Here is a 19487-nt window from a genome sequence, read left to right as displayed (position 1 = left end):
GATACCTAATGAACCTCGGTTAACGGTTAGGGGCGGTAGCATTTCTTGCTGTCTCTAACCGTTTTCACCCCAATATATTTTTACCCCAATACGAGAGAAAGAATATGGACAATTCATCCGTGATGCTATTACGCCGCCTAAACCCTTACTGTGCCAACGCATTAGAAGCGGCGGCTTCACTTTGCCAAACACGAGCGCATGCGGAAATTACCATTGAACATTGGTTGCTCAAATTATTGGAAATGGGGGAAAGCGATATCACGGTGTTAGCTCGCCGCTATGAATGGGATATGTCAGCCCTTTGGCAAAGTTTACTGACAGATATCGACAACTTACCACGCTCCATTCACACGCGCCCGTCTTTATCAAAACCGCTGCTGAATCTCATTCAACAAGCTTGGGTGATTGCATCATTGGATGAAGATATCGAACATATTCGCAGCGTGCATTTATTATCTGCCATGGCTCAGCAACCGTCACTGGTGCCCAATGATAATTTGTGGCCATTAATGACATTAAGTACCACCCAACTTCAACGCTTAAGACCGATGCTTGATGCCCAATCCGATGAGCGCCCTGAAATACAACAACTCGCCACACATAATCAATCCTTATCCCATGAAACGCCATCTGATGCTATCGATGTAGAAACGGCGAAAAGCTCAAATGTGATTGGCAATACACTGAACGAAGCACTACTGGCCGTACTGAATAAATTCACCGTCGATGTCACTGAAAAAGCACGCGAAGGCGCGATTGACCCTGTCTTTGGACGTGATGACGAAATTCGCCAAATGGTGGATATTCTTTCTCGCCGTCGTAAAAACAACCCAATTCTCGTCGGCGAGCCGGGTGTCGGGAAAACAGCCTTGGTGGAAGGCTTGGCCTTACGCATTGTCGAAGGGAATGTGCCCGTTAGCCTGCAAACCACCGCCTTGCGCACTTTAGATTTGGGGCTACTGCAAGCGGGCGCTGGCGTTAAAGGCGAATTTGAGCAGCGCCTAAAAAACGTGATTGAGGCCGTACAACAATCCCCTACCCCGATTTTACTGTTTATCGATGAAGCCCATACCATCATTGGCGCAGGCAACCAAGCCGGTGGCGCCGATGCGGCGAACTTACTCAAACCCGCGCTAGCTCGCGGTGAATTGAGAACCATTGCAGCGACAACATGGTCTGAATACAAACAATATTTTGAACGCGATGCCGCCTTAGAGCGCCGCTTCCAAGTGGTCAAAGTCGATGAGCCAGACGACGAAAAAGCCTGTTTAATGCTGCGGGGGCTAAAACCACGCTATGCCAAATACCACGGTGTTCATATCACTGATGATGCAGTGAAAGCAGCGGTGACTTTGTCTCGCCGTTACTTAACGGGTCGCCAACTCCCCGACAAAGCCGTGGATTTACTCGATACCGCCAGCGCCCGTATCCGCATGAGCCTCGACACGCTCCCTGAAGAACTAACCCGTTTAAAAGCCAAGCGCAATGCCTTAGAACTTGAGCAGCAAGCCATTCTTGATGACTTGGCGATTGGCAACACCACCAATCAATCCCTTCTAAACGAATTAGTCACTCAAGATGCGCAAATAGCGATACAACTGGCTGAGTTAGAACAACGTTTTGAGCAAGAAAAAAACCTTATTAACGAGCTCTTAGAACAGCGCCGTCAATCCCAAGATGTGAGTGACATTCAAACCCAATTAGAACACGTACAGCAAGGTGAACCACTGATCACCCCTGATGTGGATATCAGAACCGTTGCCACCGTCATCGCAGATTGGACAGGCGTGCCATTATCCAGCCTATTAAAAGACGAACAAACCGAGCTGCTTGAGTTAGAAGATTCGCTTGGCAAACGTGTCGTGGGTCAAGAAAGCCCATTACTGGGGCTTGGACAACGACTGCGCGCCGCTCGCACGGGTCTCGCCTCAGAAAATGGCCCGCAAGGGGTATTTTTACTGGTTGGCCCAAGTGGCGTAGGGAAAACGGAAACGGCTTTGGCCTTGGCAGATGTGCTGTTTGGTGGCGAAAAATCCTTAATCACCATCAACATGTCCGAATATCAAGAAGCCCACACCGTCAGCCAATTAAAAGGCTCTCCCCCAGGCTATGTAGGTTATGGTCAAGGCGGTATTTTAACGGAAGCCGTTCGCAAGCGCCCTTACAGCGTCGTGTTACTTGATGAAGTGGAAAAAGCGCACCGCGATGTGCTCAACCTGTTTTATCAAGTGTTTGACCGTGGTTTTATGCGCGATGGCGAAGGCCGTGAAATCGATTTTCGCAATACCGTGATTTTAATGACAGCAAACTTGGGCAGTGACTTGCTGATGCAACAACTCGAAGCGTTCCCTGAGTCTACCGACGGCGAACTGCAAGAATTGCTGCGCCCAACCTTGCGCGACCACTTCCAACCTGCATTATTAGCGCGTTTCCAAACCCTGATTTATCGCCCATTAGGCCCTGTCGCACTGCGCCAAATTGTTGAAATGAAACTGGGCAGCGTGATTAAGCGTCTCTACACCCATTACAAACTCGAAGGGATTGTCGATGAAGCGCTGTACGACACCCTCGTGAGCGCGTGTTTATTACCCGACACCGGTGCCCGCAACATTGATAGCCTGCTTAACCAACAAATTTTACCGGTACTGAGCCAACAATTACTCATGCGCCAAGCTAACCACCAGCAAGCGCAAAGCCTGACTTTGGGTTATAGCGAAGAAGATGGGATCACCCTGAGTTTCAGTGATATTGAGGAGATAAATCCATGAGCCTACTCGATACAGCCAAAAACTTACTTCAAGGCCAAAACCGCTATCGCCTAGAAGTCCAAGGCTGCTCAGATTTACTGGACGTTGAACATTTTACGGGGCGTGAAGCGGCTAGCGACACCTATCGCTACCAAATTACGTTTACCTGTTCCGCCCAAGACCTTTCTGCTCAACAATTATTACGCCGTAATGCCAGCCTGACCTTTTGTGCACCGATAAATAACTTAATGGGGCTCGCCACTCAACCGAGCGTTGCCAAGCGCGTTCATGGCGTGGTTACAGATTTTCGTCGTCTCTCTGGCTCTGCGGATGAAGCGCGCTATCAGTTAGTTATCGAACCTTTTTTTGCGCTACTTCGTCATCAAATTCGCAGCCACCGTTTCTTTATCAACCAATCTGTGCCGCAAGTAGTTGAACAAATTTTGCGGGAACATAATTTCAAAGGCTGGGAGTTCGAATTTCATCTCGAAAAAGCCTACCCAAAACGCGAACAAATCAACCAAATTAATGAAAGCGACCGCCAATTTATTGAGCGTTTATTGAGTGAAGTGGGGATTTTTTATCGCTTTAGTTTACAAGATGAAACACAAACAGAAGTCCTGCATTTTACTGACAGCCAACGCGGTTATGTGTATGACAAAACGCTGCCATTAAATAGCCCCTCAGGGCTAAGCGATAACCATGTCGACAGTGTTTGGGGATTATCGTTACGTCATCAAGTAGTTGAAAGCTCTGTGTTTGCCAAAGACTATAACCACCGTCTGGCGGAAGATACGTTGATTTCTGCGGTAGCGGACATGACTCACGGTGATGGTGAAAAGACCAACTACGGCGATGTTTACCACTATAAAGGCCGCCACCTCACCCGCGGGGATAAAATTCGCCCTGAAACTGAAACCGCTAACTTCTGGGCAAGACTCGACCACGAACGCTTTTTAGCTCGTCAGACTTTACTACGCGGAGAAAGTAGCGCTGCAGACCTGACGCCATTATTAGTGCTAAGTATTCAAGATAACCCGCTCAGTTCGACGTTACCCAGCGTATTCAAATCGCCAGTTCTAATTACTCGCCTGCGCTTTACCGCCAGCCGAGATAAAGCGCTGACTGTTCGCTTTGACGCCGTGCCTTACACGGAATCACTGTGCTGGCGTCCTGCACTCAAACCGCGCCCTGTCATTGCCGGAACATTAATGGCTCGCGTCACCAGCGCAAAAGACCACGATATTTATGCCCACCAAAATGAGCACGGCTTTTATTGGGTCAAATTCGACGCAGATCGTGATGAAAAAACCAAGGGCTATGAAAGTATGCCCGTACGTTTGGCGAAACCCTACGCCGGCGATACGTATGGGATGCATTTCCCGCTAATTCAAGGGACTGAAGTCGCTATCGCCTTCCATGAGGGGGATCCAGACCGTCCTTACATTGCTCATGCACTCCATGACTCTCGCCACCCTGACCACGTGACGGATAAAAATAACACCCGTAATGTGATCCGCACGCCTGCGAATAACAAACTGCGCATGGAGGATAAACGCGGGCAAGAGCATATTAAGCTCAGCACCGAGTATGGCGGAAAAACGCAGTTAAACTTGGGGCATTTGGTCAACGCCGAGCGCGAACAACGCGGCGACGGTTTTGAGTTACGCACCGATAGCTGGGGCGCTATTCGTGCGGGTAAAGGGTTGTTGATAAGTACTCAAGAGCAAGAAAAAGCGAACGAGCAACAACTCAATATAGATGAAATTAAACGCCAGCTCTCTGATGCATTATCCATGGCTGAATCTTTATCATCAATATTAGAACAGGCAGATATCGACTCTTTAGACAACCAAACGCAAGAACGCTTTCTTCAACAAAATATTGAACAACTACAGGAGCCCGTCATTCTTGTCGGCGCACCTGGTGGTATAGCAACTTCCACTCCAAAACACATTCAGCACAGCAGCAATGGCAATCAAATCTATACAGCTGCAGGTAACACAGAAATTTCATCACTCAAACGTATGGTTTTATTTGCCAAGAAAAAGATGGTGTTATTCGCTCATGAGTTAGGCATGAAGTTAGTGAGTGCGGCAGGCAAGATAGAAATTCAAGCTCAAACAGGTGAAGTCGACATCATTGCACAAAAAGGGCTGAATATTACGAGCACCGATGATGAAATTATCATCAGTGCGAAGAAAAAAATCACACTACAATCAGGTGGCTCCTACATCACAATAGAGGGAACGCAGATTGAACATGGAACCAGTGGTAATTTTAGTGTTAAGAGTGCCAACCTTCAGTACGCTGATGCCGCAACATTAGATATGCCTTACCCTCAATTCACTGCTTGTGAATCAATCGCCTCCGAAGCCGCCCAAAATGGAGCGGGTACAGTTCCACTGCGCTAGGAGTTTATATGGAATATTATTTATCTCACCCCAAAGCGCTTGGTGAACATCAATTTGCCATCGTTGACAAAGCGTTCGCCAGCGAATTAGTTGAACGTTTTCCCTCATTAGATATGGTCTCTGCACACCTTAAACCACAAGCACATTTGTACCCTGCTTTAATATCACTACATGAATTGCCCGCATCTGACTGGCAAATGCTGCTGACAGAAATAAAACAGCAGTCTGTCGATTCATCGGCACCAAAAGTATGTTTGTTTTTAGAGAGTCTATTATCCGCTGAATCCTTATGTAATGAATTAGCTAATGCCCTATTAATTAGCGATGAAAAACACCAAAATTATCTGCTACGCTACTACGATCCACGCGTGTTATTTCAATTATCATGGATGCTCACCCCTTGGCAATTACAAATTTATTTAAAAACTCAAGTGGTTCCTTCATGGACATTTTGGCTAGATAAACAATGGCATACATTAAATTTTTCAGAAAAAATCAATTATCATAAAAATACCCCTATTGATTTGCCACTAGCCCAATTACACCGTATCGGTCTTATTAATCAAATTCTGAGCAAGTATTCACCGTTCGTCTCTTTAGACGAAAGGAATATCCTTAGTCAACAGATTGATTCATTGTTATTAAGAGCTACTGAATATGGTCTAAACACAAACGAAGATATTATGACTTTTGTCAAACAAGGCTGTTCTTTGCAATGTGCTTTTTGGCTACATCATGATGTTCAAGCGTTATTAAAAATCTCAGCCCACAACCCCAACTATTACCGCCGCATAACATCCGGCTGGCATGACTCTCATTGGCAAGAAATTAAATCCCACACTCCCATATTGGCTTTTTCTAAAGGACTCTTACGATGACCGAACAAAATCAATCGCAAGGGTGCAATTTCTGTATTCGACAGGGATTGCCCATCTTACTTGCTCGCCCAGCCATCATGTCTAAACAGGATATTCTCCCTGTCATGCCACAAAGCATACACGTTCCCGTTGAAGCCCAAGGGGAAACAGCGTATACCTTGCGATTATTGCGCTCTGGCTACTTAAACATTTGGGATGAAATCGGCAATGAATGGATTAATTACTATATTACTGAGGGGGGATTTTATTACCCCTTACCACCTGATGGGGATGTACCTGACAATGTAATCTCAGGGAAAATCAAACCCTGTATTGACCAACCTGAAGAATTAGCTAAAGCCTCTCTCGTCACCTTACCGGTGATGCCCGACGGAATGAAAAACGGACTCTTTTGGTTTGCTTGGTCGGAAGTGAAATGGACCGAGACCATTCGTGAACAGTTTGAAGATAAACACCACCGGGAGCAGTACATGCAGCCCTTTGACATGGACTCGTGGCTCAAGAGCCAACAAGCTGACCAATCGTTACCCTTAGAACAACTTGAGTATACGGTGGCAGAATACCATCAACATGCCAGAAAAAGCCAAATGTGGAAGTGGTCAGCGCTTATCGCGCAACTCGATCTTCTTGAAGGGCTTAAGTCCTTGGTGTACCCCATCACGTCGAAGTTCAGCCCCATTGCAACCGGCCAACAGGTCGAAACGACGGCACATCAAGACCTTCATCCCAATGGAGCGATCCTTGTTTTACAAGACTCGACGGGAATTTTAAGTGATATATCAACATTAATAGAATTCGAACTCAACAGGGATGTCTATCAGCGCCCTGATATTAAGCGTGAAGTGATGCTCTATGCATCAATTAGCAGTTTAGAAAAGGGAATGAAAAGGCAATTTAAACTAAGCTATAATACTAACACTCAGCTAGGTGAAAAATATATACAAAATGATCCAAGAACATTGCTTTTCACTTTAAATAAGCCTGCGCCAAGAACATGGTATAGTGAATTACGTGAAGATCAGCTTGATAATAAAACACAAGAATTTTGGGCTGATTATCAAAAGTACTATGACACAAATAAGCTTGAAGCTTTTAAAAATAAATTCAATAGCATTCTAAAAGAATATGATTCCCGAGTTATTTCACCACGTACAGAGTTTTATCTTAATTGGTTTAAAGCATCCATCCTAACTCATTATTTTACCAATAATTTTGATCCTGATGATTTAATCAGTTGCCTTGCATATACTTCAACCATAAATTATTGCATTACTAATATGCTAAATAAGAAAGGCACACTAGATTTTTTCAATGAATCCTTATTCCAACCTTTAACAAATACAAGCAATATTTTAGGACGTGCACTCGCTATTAATAATGAAAAATTAATAACGAAAATTAATGCAGCGACAAACCAATCCCCAGATTATATTTCGTTACCATGGAATGGACTCATTGATGCTGTTAATGAAATAATCGAAAAATCGAATCCAGCAACACAGTCCGTCATTGGACTCTACCTTGCCAATATTTCTGCGGCTATTACAGGAAGCATCAATAAAACCCTGTCGTCAAAAAAAACCTTTGATTTTATTGTTGCGTTGGGTATTTTCCAAAACCGAGCATTAATACCCATATCCCAATATGCAGAGGAAAGACATTTCGTAAAGGCGATTGTGAAAGTATTGATGTCGCTAAATGACAATCGAATGAAACCTAATCAAGATAGCGTTGAAAGAGAAGTCAAAAAAATAATAGAGCGTCGAAAAAATCTGGGTTTTCCTGATTATGAAAAACGAGCATTAGCTTTTTTTATCGACGCAGACCCGAAACAGGTTGAAAATATCAATAAATTATCCAAGGAAGAAAAAGCAAAGGAATTCTCTAAGCTAATGTTATCTAGCCCAGAAGCCAAAGTTCATAACCTAGAAAAATGGCAAACTCAAGTAACAAGCGGGACAGGTAAGAGCATCACGTTAATGGGCGGAGGAATATTGTCAATTATTTTACAATCAGCGGCCGTTTTAACGACTGCTGACTTTGGGAATAAAAAAACACTTAGTGATGAACAATTAGAAGAAAATGGCCGATTTTATGGCGGGGTTGCAGGTATAGTATCCGGATCATTTGGCGTTATTGAAACCGGTGTGCAAGCTTTTTTACAACAACATGATGCGGTAAACACATCCGCATTTAAAGGGCTAAAAGGTGTTGAGGCCTTTTCGAATATCGCTAAAAAAGGATTTGGCCTTGTTGGGGGAGTGGTTGCCGTTGCTTTTGATGCTTATCATACATTCGATGAATGGAGCAAGGGGCATACTGGATTAATGCTCGCTTATGGAATATCAACATTAGCTGATATATGGCTTATTTATGTTATTTTTGCTGCCACATTAGGGCCTGTAGGCTTAGTTATCACCTTATTTGCAGTTATTGCTGCAATAGGTACTGCAATTTATATTGCCATAGAAGGACAGGATAATATCCAAAAATGGTTAGAACGATGCTTATGGCGCGTTGAACCTTCAGAAAATTCAAAAAATACATTACCTGATATATATCCAACCATGGATATGGAGCTGGATGAATTGCAACGCGCTTTAGGACTAGGATAACATCATGGATATTTATGGATTACACCCCAAGTTTAAGCTTAACCGTCCTCTTACCAACAAAGAACGTGAAGGACACCTTGGCCAAAATATACGACTTGAGTTAACTCACGAAGAAGTGATACCTGACCTGACTGTGATTCAAATTAATTCACATTATTTAGAGTTGGTTGATAAATTTTACTCAGGTCGTGGTTATATGAGTTTTCTTTCATCGTTTGCATGCATAGCTCTTTTAGGTATTCTATTATCAATGGCAATATCAATGGCAATATCTGATAGTTTTACTTCAAATCAATTAACTGGTTTTTTTTTATTGGCATTTATATTTTCACCGATGATTATATTCATGGCTTATTTACTTAAAACCGAATGGTTTGCTTGGACACACTATCCCATTAGATTTGATCGTAAAAACCAATTGGTTCATGTTCATAGAACTGATGGTTCAGTGTTCACTGTGCCATGGCAAGATATTTTTTTTACAACCGGATTAAATTACCAAAAATCTATTCGAAATGATTATTACATTAGCGGTCATATTCTCGCGGATGATGGTATCACTATTATTGATACATTCTGCCTGCCTTTATCCCATTCAAAATTACATGCTGTGATATCTCACTGGGAATTTGTTCGTCGATACATGGAAGAAGGACCTCAAGATCTTATTCAACAAATTGATTTTTGTTTACCGATTGACAAAAGAAAAGAGAGCTATTCTTTTACTTTTTTTTATTTAATGTCTTTATATAAAGGAGCCCCAATTCTACTTTTTCCTTTATTTATACCGTTGGCATTCATCTTTAGTATACCCAGATATATTGGCATTCTTACCAGCCGCCGCCCTGTTTGGCCTGAATCCATCCAAGCTCAATCTCCTGTCGATAAAGATGACCCCTATCGCTTAGATGCCACCACCAATCCCAAAAGTTTGTGGCGAACCTTTTTTTAACGTTCATCAGAGATAAAAAACAAAATAGTACTATTTTAAATATAGAGATGCATTTATGAGCCAAATGAACAAACGCCAAGGCTGTAAATTTTGTACCCGTAAAGGCCTCCCAATTTTACCTGTGCGCCCTGCTATTATGTCGCAACACGATATCTTGCCCCTGTTACCCAATAACATTCACGTGTCCGTTCCCCCACAAGGGGAAACCGCCTACACCTTACGGTTAATGCGTTCGGGGTACCTCAATATTTGGGATGAATTTGGCAAGGGGTGGATTAATTACTTTGTCACCGAGAGCGGTTTTTACTACCCCCTCCCTGAAAATGGCGATGTGCCCGATGAGATCGCATCTGGTAAAATCAAACCCTGCATTGACCAACCTGAAGAGTTAGCTAAAGCCTCCCTCGTCACTTTACCGGTGATGCCTGACGGAATGAAAAATGGACTCTTTTGGTTTGCTTGGTCGGAAGTGAAATGGACTGAGACCATTCGTAAACAATTTGAAGATAAACACCACCGGGAGCAGTACATGCAGCCCTTTGACATGGATGCATGGCTCAATACGCAATCCGCTGCACAGACCCTGCCATTATCGCAGTTGGAACAAATCGTGGCGGATTACTCTCAGCACGTCAAAAAAAGCCAAATGTGGAAGTGGTCAGCGCTTATCGCGCAACTCGATCTTCTTGAAGGGCTTAAGTCCTTGGTGTACCCCATCACGTCGAAGTTCAGCCCCATTGCAACCGGCCAACAGGTCGAAACGACGGCACATCAAGATCTTCATCCCAACGGGGCGCTTCTTGTCTTGCAAGACCCAACGGGGATTTTGAAGGACTTGCCTACACTGATTGAATATGAGTTGGATAAGTATGTCTATCAGCGCCCCGATATTAAGCGACAAATCATGCTACTGGGGGCGATTTCAGGTGTCAAAAACAGCATCAGAGACCAATTTCAAGAAAATTATATCACCACCACATTACGTGAAGCCGCATACATTAAAAGTATTGATACCTATCCCGATGGCGATATCACTGTCGAGTTGGAAGAGGATGAATTGGACAACGCGTTTATCCAAAACCGCCGATCCATGATAATGGCAAAAACGCAGGCGCATTGGGCTGAATATGAGCAGTATTATAATACTGAGGCCTATGATGCATTCAATCTTCGTTTTCAGAGCATTTTAGAAGAATACAATACCCGTGTAGTTAGTCCTCGAACGCAGTTCTACTTGGATTGGTTTCAGTCACCAACATTAATGCATTATTTTCAGCAACATTTTGATACGCGGGATTTGATCAGTGGGATTGCCTATACTGCCACGGTAAGCTATTGCATTATTAAAATGTCGGACAAAAAAGGCAGTTTGGATTATTTCTCAAGCTCACTGTTAAAAAGTTTGTCTGACCCCACCAATATTTTAGGGCGAGCATTGGTTTTCAACCAAGATGCCTTAATCAAAAAAATAGACGAGGCAACCCAATCCTCTGTGGATATGCTGTCACTCAATTGGGCAGGATTAGCGGATGCGTTCGCTAATTTAATAGAACCCCACCAAATTACCTCTCAAAATATCATGGCGGTGTATCTCGGTAATCTTGCCACCGTGGTCATGAACACGGTCGATAAAGCCATGAGTTCAGAAAAAATGTATGGCTTTGTGGCAGCGCTCGGGGCTTTCAGTAATAAAGCCATTATCCCTGTGCGTAAAGCAGGCTCGTATCGCCATTTTGTTAAAGATGTCGTGAATACGTTGGTTAGACTCAGTGATCATAACCATGATTTGAATGAGAATGAAATCAGAAAGCATGTGTACAACAAACTCAAACGATTGAAGGTCGCTGGATTACCGATGAAGCAAAATCGAATATTAAAATATTGGATTGACATTGATACCAGTGAATTAGACCGAATTAAATTACTTACCCCTAAAGAACAAGAAAAAGCCCTCAGTCAGTTGTTACAATTACATTCAGAAACAGAGTCTGCCAGCATTGCGCGGATGCGCACCAGCATGACATCCGGAAAAGGAAAATCCGGGATGGTCATTGGAGCAGGAATAGTGTCAGGCATTCTTCAAAGCGTCGCGCTGTTCCACTCGGCGGATTTGGAAAATAAGAAAACCTTACCGGAAGAGGTGTTTGAAGCGCACAGTCGATTTTATGCTGGGGTTGCAGGGGTTGTCAGTGCGTCGTTTGGGCTAGTTGAAGAAGGAATGAAACGTTTTGCGTCGTTTGAAAATTTGGCGCAAAAAATGCTGTTTAGAAACTCAACAGCGTTCAAGAACCTGTTTATCGGGATTGGCAAAGGCGTGGGTATTGCTGCTGGGGTTGTCTCCTCGGCATTTGATATTTATCATGCAAATGAAGAAAGAAAGAAAAAAAATATCGGTCTTTTTATTGCTTATAGTTTATCTGGAGCATCAGGAATATGGTTAACTGTCATTATTTTTTCGAAGGTGCTTGCGGCGTTTGCAGTTTTGACGTTAGTGGCGGTACTGGTGGTTATCGGTGCTGCAATTTACATTGCCATCGAAGGACAAAATAAGATCCAAAAATGGTTAGAGCAATGCCTGTGGCGTCAAGTGCCCGCGCATATCCCTCAAAGTGAATGGCCCGACATGTACCCAACCATGGTCATGGAAATGGATGCCTTTGAACGTGCATTAGGATAAGAATATGGATATTTACGGATTATTTCCCCAATTTAAGCTCAATCGCCCACTGAATGCGCGCGAACGTACCACACAGTTAGAACAAAAAGTACGACTGGATTTTGAGACCGACCAATTAATGCCTGACTTGAAAGTGATTGAGATAAACTCGCACTATTTAGAAATGGTGGATAAATACTATTCGTCAAAAGGCTATTTGAGCTTTATTGCCTCTGCTGGGGCTTTTATGACGATTATTGGTTATTTTTCAATGATAGTAACAACTATTGTCTATCAGCAATATTCATTAGAGGAATGGCTAGCACTTTTATTTGTAGGAGCTATTTTTCTCCCTACGGGATTCGGGATGTTGTTTCTCTTAAAAAAAGAGTGGTTTGCTTGGACACACTACCCAATCCGATTTGATCGTAAAAACCAACTTGTCCATGCGCATCGTCATGATGGTTCCGTATTTAGTGCGCGATGGGATGATGTTTTTTTTACCACCGCCGCAATGCATGGCAGTGATTGCTACATTAGCGGGCATGTTCTTGCCGAGGATGGTGAGACCATTGTCGATACTTTTTGTTTACCGGCCTCCCATAACAATATTCCCGCCTTAAAAGCTCATTGGGAATTTGTACGGCGATACATGGAAGAAGGGCCGGAAGGATTGACATCGCGTATCTCTTTTTGCCTGCCAATAGCAGAAAAAAAAGAAAGTTATGGGTTTACCTTTTTTTATTTAATGACCATCTACAATGGGGCGCCCATTGTCTTACTGCCCTTTCTTGCTCCGTTGGCGTTTTTATTCAGTCTCCCGCGTTATGTGGCGATTTTAACTAGTCGGCGTCCAGTTTGGTCGTCAGAGATTCAAGTGCAATGTCGTGTGGAGGAGGATGATCCCTACCATTTGGATGCCTCCATGAACCCTAAAAGTTTGTGGGGCACTTTTTTCGGAAAGACAAAAAAAAGTCCCTCCCCCCACACATGAAGCAACACGATAATGTGTTGGTTTTCTCTGTATTTTCATTGCGTATGAAGGACAGGACAATATTCAAAAATGGTTAGAGCAATGCTGGTGGCGACGCATCCCCAAACATATCCCTGTAGATAAATGGCCAGAAATCTACCCCTCTATGTGGATGGAAATGGCTGAGTTTAAACGCGCAATAGGACAATAAATATGGATTATTACGGGTTATTTCCACAATTTAAAATCAATAGACCATTAAATGAAAGTGAGTTTTCTCGAAAATTAGAGCAAAAAATACGAGTAAATATCGATACAAAACAACTCATGCCGGATTTAAAAGTTATTACTATAAACTCTAATTACTTAGAAATGGTGGATAAATTTTATTCTTCCAAGGGATTATTATCACTTGCCGCTTCCTTTGGTTGCTTATTTTTTATAGGTACATTTGCTTGGCTAGCTATTGATGTTATTACTCGGTCATTCTATGAAGTAGGGTATTTACTGGCTATTCTAGTTGGTTTGCTAATAATATTTCCGATGGCATTCTGGATGCTATTCTTATTAAAAAAAGAGTGGTTCGCATGGACTCATTACCCTATCCGATTTGATCGTAAAAATCAGTTGGTCCACGCAACTCGCATTGATGGCTCGGTCTTTACTGTCCCTTGGCAAGACATATTTTTCACAACCGGATTAAACCATCGCAAAGAAATTGGCAAGGATTACTATATTAGTGGGCATGTTTTGGCTGAAGATGGCATCACGATTATCGATACCTTTTGTCTACCTGCCTCACATGGCAATCTTGAAGAGCTGAGAGCCCACTGGGAATTTGTGCGTCGTTATATGGAAGAAGGCCCACAAGGTATGAAAGAACGTATTCCTTTTTGTTTACCAATCGCCAATAAAAAAGAAAGTTTTGGATTTACCTTCTTCTACTCCATGACGCAACATAATGGTACACCCGTGATACTGTTCCCTATCACAGTCCCTTTAGCTTTTTTATACGCAATACCTTGCTATATTGCAATTTTAACCAGCCGTCGCCCTGTTTGGCCTGATAATATTCAAAAGCAAGCGATAGTAGATGAAAATGACCCTTACTATTTGGATGCCTCCACCAACCCTAAAAATTTGTGGAAAACTTTTTTTAAATAGCAAAAAAATACTAACAATATTGGGGATTTTAACTCCCTGAGTCTGTGATTGTCTTTTACCTTACCGTCACAGATTCATTTTGCACGCCATAAAAACATTGAATGCATTCCTCATCAATCCAATTTTACACTCTATCAATCACAATCTAAAGGCTCCTCATCATGAAAGGTATTATTCGAACTGGCGATAAAACTACAGGCGGTGGTCAAGTTCTCTCCGGCTCATCACTCATGGTATTTAATGGTATTGGTGTGGCTCGCTTAGGTGATCCCGTTTATTGCCCTAAAAAAGGACACAATAATGTGGTTATTGCACAAGGCCATCCCACATTTTTAGATAATGGGATCCCTGTTGCATTTGATGGTCATAAATGTAGCTGTGGCTGCACCTTGATATCCTCTCTTCCTAATGCCAAAGCGAGCCTCTAAACTGATGCCTGTTGATTTATTATCACTACCGCCAAAAGCAAAACGTCAAGATTTCCCATCAATTAAACGATGGAGCATTTTTTTTGTTTTACTATCAGTAGTCATTTATATTTCACATCGATTTTTAGTTTCCCAGTCGTTAATAGAAAAAATACCAGAGTTTAATTTACTCATTTTCACCATCATAATTTGGCTAGGTTTATATTCTGTTAGATACATATTTTTTCTTTTTAATAAATGGGCAGCTGATGGATGGGATACACAAAGACAAATAGACAAAGATAAAAGAATATCGATAGGCCAAAGAAAAGTTACACTTTTAGCACAAGCCATGATTCTTCCTCACATAACAAACTGCAAAGATTTATCAACACAAATAATTACCAGTAAAACATCTCTTTTGCCTCCTAACCTAATCAACGGTAAAGCAAGTTATTGTGCTCAGTTCATTGATAGCAACACATCAGATGTAGAAAGAGTTATCAATAGAATTAAAACGTTAATTAGTGAGCCATCAATGCTAACCGCAATCAAATGTATATCTAACAATGTATCATTAAATATTTTAGTTTCGATTGGTGAAAGTATCATTCTAAATGAAAATGATACTAAACAAATTAATCAAGAAATTTCTCAATTACTCGAAAGGCCATTCAGTATTAATTATAAAGAACATATCCCAATTAGCATTGTAGATAACTGGTTAGATAAAATTGATGATTTTGAATACCTACTCACTATAAACATTCATCTAATTAAACAACCTATTGATAAATATACAGAGGTTAGTGTAGCTCATTTATTATCATCGCCTAAAAAAATGCTTAACAAATATATCGCTTTTATTCACCGACCTGAATCTATACCCCAGCATAAGCACAATACGCTGGAGTTAAGTAAATCTATTGATAATGCTCTCCTTTGGGGGAATATCGGGCTAACCAAAGTAAAGTCTATTTTTATTAATGCTTTTTCAATCAGCAATCTGGATAATACTAGAACAGAAGTTCTATTTACCGAAAGCGGAGGGAAAATTCCTTTATATAGTATTGATAATATTATTGGCTGTACTCAGCATGCCGCCCCTTGGGTTAACCTTTACATTAGCACTTCATGTTTAATAAAAACCGAAGCCGCCCAACTTGCGATTACACATCAAAATAATGAAATATTTGTTTGGACAGTTACCCCGCCAATCGGAATTTAATGCTTCATTACATTGAAACACATTAATTACTTTATTTTCATCGTATCTGGAGCCACGATATGAAATCTTATTTACTCTCCATACTAAAAAATTTAGAAAAACCATGGGTTATTCTATTAGTGTTATTCAGCATAGCTATAACCCTTGGCTTCATTCTTTATTTATCACCAGAAATATTAGAAATTCAGCCTAATTCGGAAAAACAATATAATGCTTTGAATACCCTCGTATGGGTTACTGGTTTTATTGGCTTGGCTTCTATTGTTGTTTTTACTGTTAGTCGCTGGATAGGTAAACATGCTTATAGTGGAACAAAAGAAAAAATAAATAACATCATTAAAAATCATAATGATACGGAAAATGTATTACTACTAGAAATCCAAAACACCCTAAAATCCCAATACGGCACTTTCTGGCATTCCAAGGTCTCTATTCAACTCCTCCTCGGCTCCCACTCCGCCGTCGAAAAACTTGCCCCAAATCTTACCCAAGAAATCTGGCAAGAATGTGATGGCACCCTGCTTATCTACGGTGGCGATATCGGGAGTTCTATCGATTCAGAGCGACTAGAAACCCTCAAACACCTGCGCCGACGTCGTCCGCTCGATGGTGTGATTTGGGTGACGGAAAACAGCATTTCATCCCAGCTTTTAGACAGCAACATTCACTTTACCAACCTGAATGCGGCCACTGCCCACAATGCAGGGCGTGCAATCCAAAACCTCTTTCAAGAACTCGGCTGGCGTGCGCCTGTTTGGGTATGGAGTGTCAGTGACCAACCCTCCCTCAGTGCGGTTGAAACGCCCGCTATCCTCTGCATGACTGAGCAAAATATGCCTGCCGAGGCGCTATCGCCTAGCTTATTAAGCCTGATCCCCGCACTTGTGATCAACGGAACCCAAGCGTTACTGCGTGAACAGAAACACACCTATCTGCTTGCTTTAGCCCAATTTTTACAAAACGGTGGCAGCCAACAGCTCACGACCGCATTAGCCCCACTCAATACCCCATCACGTACGCTGCCTTTTTCTGGCATCGCATTTAGCCCGTCTATCAATCCGTTAAATCAGCAACGTTTGCCAAATAGTTGGCTCCCCGATACCCGCTGGCAAAGCTGGTTAAACGTACAATCTGAACTGGCATCCGGTTTACAGCCGGCCGCTTTAGGCTTTGATAAAAAACGTCTCGTTCAATACGGCGCAGCCACCGCCATGACCTTGTGGGGAGCCGGTATGATTGTCTCTTACTTCGCCAATCGCCAACTCATCGAAGACAGCTACCAAAGTGCGAGTGTCGCCGCTAACCACCAATTACCGGAAACGGAACGCCTTCAAGCCCAATACGACTTTCAGCAAACTCTGGGGCTGTTAACGCATCGCGAACAGAGCTCCGTCCCTGTTTGGCTGCATTTTGGCTTGAATAGCAATCAGCCATTATTAGCCCATTTATGGCCGCTGTATCAACAAACGGTACTCCCTCCTCTGCAAGATAATCTCCGTCAGCAACTTGAGCAACGGTTACAAGCTTATGCACAATTATCGCCAAATAGTGATGAACGCCGCCAAGCCACCCAAAGTGCGTATCAAGATTTAAAAACTTACCTCATGATGAGTACGCCAGAGCGTATGGAGCCTGCTTTTTTCACCAATCACGTTCTGACTGCCCTTTCTGTCCCGCAAGGAATGAACGAAGGCGAATGGCACACTCTCGGCAAAGAGTTACTCATGTTCTATGCCCAACAGCTACCGACGCACCCTGAATGGCAATTAAACGCCAACAATAACCTTATTAATCAAAGCCGTACCTTACTCACGCGGCAAATTGGTCAACGCAGCGAAAGTGCCACACTGTATCAAGAAGTGTTACGACAAGCGCAACATCAGTTCCCCGATATGACCTTAGATGATATGACGGGCGATACCGATGCCCACTTTTTATTGACGACAGAAGAGTTTGTACCGGGTATTTTTACCCGCAAAGCGTGGGAAGAATCGATCCAACCCGCCATCAAAAAAGTGGTTGAATCGCGCCGTCATGAAATTGACTGGGTATTGAGTGATAGCCAGCATGAACTTAGCCAAGATATTTCGCCTGATGCGCTCAAACAGCAGCTTACTGAACGCTATTTTGCTGACTTTGCTAATAGCTGGTTAAACTTCCTCAATAGCCTGCAATGGCGCCATACTGAAAGCTTATCCGATACTATCGACCAATTATCCTTAATGAGCGATGTGCGCCAGTCCCCCGTCATTGCACTGCTAAATACCCTCGCCTACCAAGGGAAAACCGGGCGTCAGGCAGAAAAACTGGCCGACTCGTTTGTTAACTCGGCGAAAGAACTGCTCAACAAAGAACAAAAACCCGTGATTAGCCAAAAAGCCGATTTTACGGGACCATTGGAAGACACTTTTGGCCCGGTCCTGAACTTTGTTGACCCTCAAGCCGCCTCACAAACTGGCGATAATCTGAGTTTACAAGCCTATTTAACCCGTATTACTCGTGTGCGCTTAAAACTTCAGCAAGTGGTCAATGCCCCCGACCCGCAAGCCATGTCCCAAACCTTCGCCCAAAGTATTTTAGACGGTAAAAATGTCGATTTTGCCCAAACGCGTGACATGGGCAGTTTAATTGCCGCCAGTTTTGGGCAAGAGTGGCAACCTTTTGGCGATGCACTGTTAGTGGAGCCGATGACGCAGGCGTGGCAACAATTGCTCACCCCAACCGCTCAGGGGATCAATAGCGAATGGCAAAATGCCATTGTCAATGAATGGAACAACGCCTTTGGCGGCCGCTACCCCTTGAAAGACACGCAAAGTGATATTTCTTTGCCTCTGATGGCGCAGTATCTTCGCCCTGATAACGGACGTATTCAACGTTTCTTAGAAACCCGTCTGCAAGGGGTTTTACGCAAAGAAGGTCATCACTGGGTACCGAATAGTGCTAATGCGCAAGGATTACGCTTTAACCCTGAGTTTATTCAGGCGATGAATACCTTAAGTGAGCTGGGCGATGTGGCCTTCGCCAATGGAGAGGCTCGCCTGTACTTCGAAATGCGCCCGGGAACCAGTAAACAGGTGATGCAGACGGTACTGGTGGTCGATAAGCAAAATCTCACTTACGATAACCAATTCCCTGAGTGGCAACGTTTTGTGTGGCCTGCCGACACTATCGCTTCAGGCGCCTCATTGACTTGGATGACCACCTCCACCGGCACCCGCCTCTATCGAGATCATCGAGGTGTTTGGGGGTTAATCCGCTTACTTGAAGCGGCTCAAGTTACCCCTTATGCAGGAAGCACCAGTAGCTATACCGTGTCGTGGACCACCTCCGATGGCAATACACTCAATTACCAGCTGCGCACCGAAATGGGCCAAGGCCCACTGGCGCTGTTAAAACTACGCAACTTTGTGCTACCTGAAAAAATCTTCTTGGATTAGACCCAATAGGACATCA

Annotated in this window: 11 protein-coding genes; all 11 read left to right on the top strand. The window is 43.1% G+C overall.

The window, feature by feature from the left end; genetic code table 11:
• Positions 1-104 precede the first annotated feature (104 nt).
• The 11 genes from tssH to P3L56_RS07215 all read left to right on the top strand — a co-directional run bounded on the left by tssH (position 105) and on the right by P3L56_RS07215 (position 19471).
• Positions 105-2768, top strand: coding sequence for a type VI secretion system ATPase TssH (gene tssH / locus P3L56_RS07265; RefSeq protein WP_210831638.1), 2664 nt, complete (start codon positions 105-107; stop codon positions 2766-2768).
• Positions 2765-5161 carry a type VI secretion system Vgr family protein gene (locus P3L56_RS07260; RefSeq protein ID WP_198861261.1) on the top strand — a complete coding sequence of 799 codons (2397 nt, stop codon included), beginning with the start codon at positions 2765-2767 and terminating at the stop codon, positions 5159-5161. Before tssH ends, P3L56_RS07260 begins: the two co-directional genes overlap by 4 nt.
• Before the next feature lie 8 nt (positions 5162-5169).
• A complete protein-coding gene (locus P3L56_RS07255; protein ID WP_042848037.1) occupies positions 5170-6039 on the top strand; it encodes a DUF4123 domain-containing protein in 870 nt (289 codons plus the stop codon).
• Positions 6036-8654, top strand: a complete 2619-nt coding sequence (locus P3L56_RS07250) for a T6SS effector BTH_I2691 family protein (RefSeq protein ID WP_198861260.1) — start codon at positions 6036-6038, stop codon at positions 8652-8654. Before P3L56_RS07255 ends, P3L56_RS07250 begins: the two co-directional genes overlap by 4 nt.
• 4 nt (positions 8655-8658) lie before the next feature.
• Positions 8659-9606: a DUF6708 domain-containing protein gene (locus P3L56_RS07245; protein WP_198861259.1), complete on the top strand. Its 948-nt coding sequence runs from the start codon at positions 8659-8661 to the stop codon at positions 9604-9606.
• Positions 9607-9661: 55 nt separating this feature from the next.
• Positions 9662-12283 (top strand): T6SS effector BTH_I2691 family protein, encoded by a 2622-nt coding sequence (locus tag P3L56_RS07240; protein WP_198861258.1) that lies wholly within the window; start codon positions 9662-9664, stop codon positions 12281-12283.
• 4 nt (positions 12284-12287) lie between these two features.
• On the top strand, positions 12288-13256 hold the full coding sequence (locus tag P3L56_RS07235) for a DUF6708 domain-containing protein (protein ID WP_233102496.1): 969 nt from the start codon (positions 12288-12290) through the stop codon (positions 13254-13256).
• A 192-nt stretch (positions 13257-13448) separates the two neighbouring features.
• On the top strand, positions 13449-14399 hold the full coding sequence (locus P3L56_RS07230) for a DUF6708 domain-containing protein (protein WP_198861257.1): 951 nt from the start codon (positions 13449-13451) through the stop codon (positions 14397-14399).
• A gap of 161 nt (positions 14400-14560) precedes the next feature.
• On the top strand, positions 14561-14827 hold the full coding sequence (locus tag P3L56_RS07225; RefSeq protein ID WP_129466700.1) for a PAAR domain-containing protein: 267 nt from the start codon (positions 14561-14563) through the stop codon (positions 14825-14827).
• A 4-nt stretch (positions 14828-14831) separates the two neighbouring features.
• Positions 14832-16034, top strand: coding sequence for a hypothetical protein (locus P3L56_RS07220; RefSeq protein ID WP_198861256.1), 1203 nt, complete (start codon positions 14832-14834; stop codon positions 16032-16034).
• A 59-nt stretch (positions 16035-16093) separates the two neighbouring features.
• Entirely contained in the window at positions 16094-19471 is a 3378-nt protein-coding gene (locus tag P3L56_RS07215) for an ImcF-related family protein (RefSeq protein ID WP_272686111.1), read from the top strand.
• The last annotated feature ends 16 nt before the right edge of the window (positions 19472-19487 follow it).

The organism is Providencia sp. PROV024, assembly GCF_032709665.1.
In the GTDB taxonomy this organism is placed as follows: domain Bacteria; phylum Pseudomonadota; class Gammaproteobacteria; order Enterobacterales; family Enterobacteriaceae; genus Providencia; species Providencia huashanensis.
This window is presented reverse-complemented; position numbering and strand designations above follow the sequence as displayed.

Coding starts and splice junctions, on each gene's coding strand:
- P3L56_RS07240 (WP_198861258.1), top strand. CDS start 9,662: ATGAGCCAAATGAACAAACGCCAAGGCTGTAAATTTTGTACCCGTAAA.
- P3L56_RS07220 (WP_198861256.1), top strand. CDS start 14,832: ATGCCTGTTGATTTATTATCACTACCGCCAAAAGCAAAACGTCAAGAT.
- P3L56_RS07230 (WP_198861257.1), top strand. CDS start 13,449: ATGGATTATTACGGGTTATTTCCACAATTTAAAATCAATAGACCATTA.
- P3L56_RS07250 (WP_198861260.1), top strand. CDS start 6,036: ATGACCGAACAAAATCAATCGCAAGGGTGCAATTTCTGTATTCGACAG.
- P3L56_RS07215 (WP_272686111.1), top strand. CDS start 16,094: ATGAAATCTTATTTACTCTCCATACTAAAAAATTTAGAAAAACCATGG.
- tssH (WP_210831638.1), top strand. CDS start 105: ATGGACAATTCATCCGTGATGCTATTACGCCGCCTAAACCCTTACTGT.
- P3L56_RS07255 (WP_042848037.1), top strand. CDS start 5,170: ATGGAATATTATTTATCTCACCCCAAAGCGCTTGGTGAACATCAATTT.
- P3L56_RS07225 (WP_129466700.1), top strand. CDS start 14,561: ATGAAAGGTATTATTCGAACTGGCGATAAAACTACAGGCGGTGGTCAA.
- P3L56_RS07245 (WP_198861259.1), top strand. CDS start 8,659: ATGGATATTTATGGATTACACCCCAAGTTTAAGCTTAACCGTCCTCTT.
- P3L56_RS07260 (WP_198861261.1), top strand. CDS start 2,765: ATGAGCCTACTCGATACAGCCAAAAACTTACTTCAAGGCCAAAACCGC.
- P3L56_RS07235 (WP_233102496.1), top strand. CDS start 12,288: ATGGATATTTACGGATTATTTCCCCAATTTAAGCTCAATCGCCCACTG.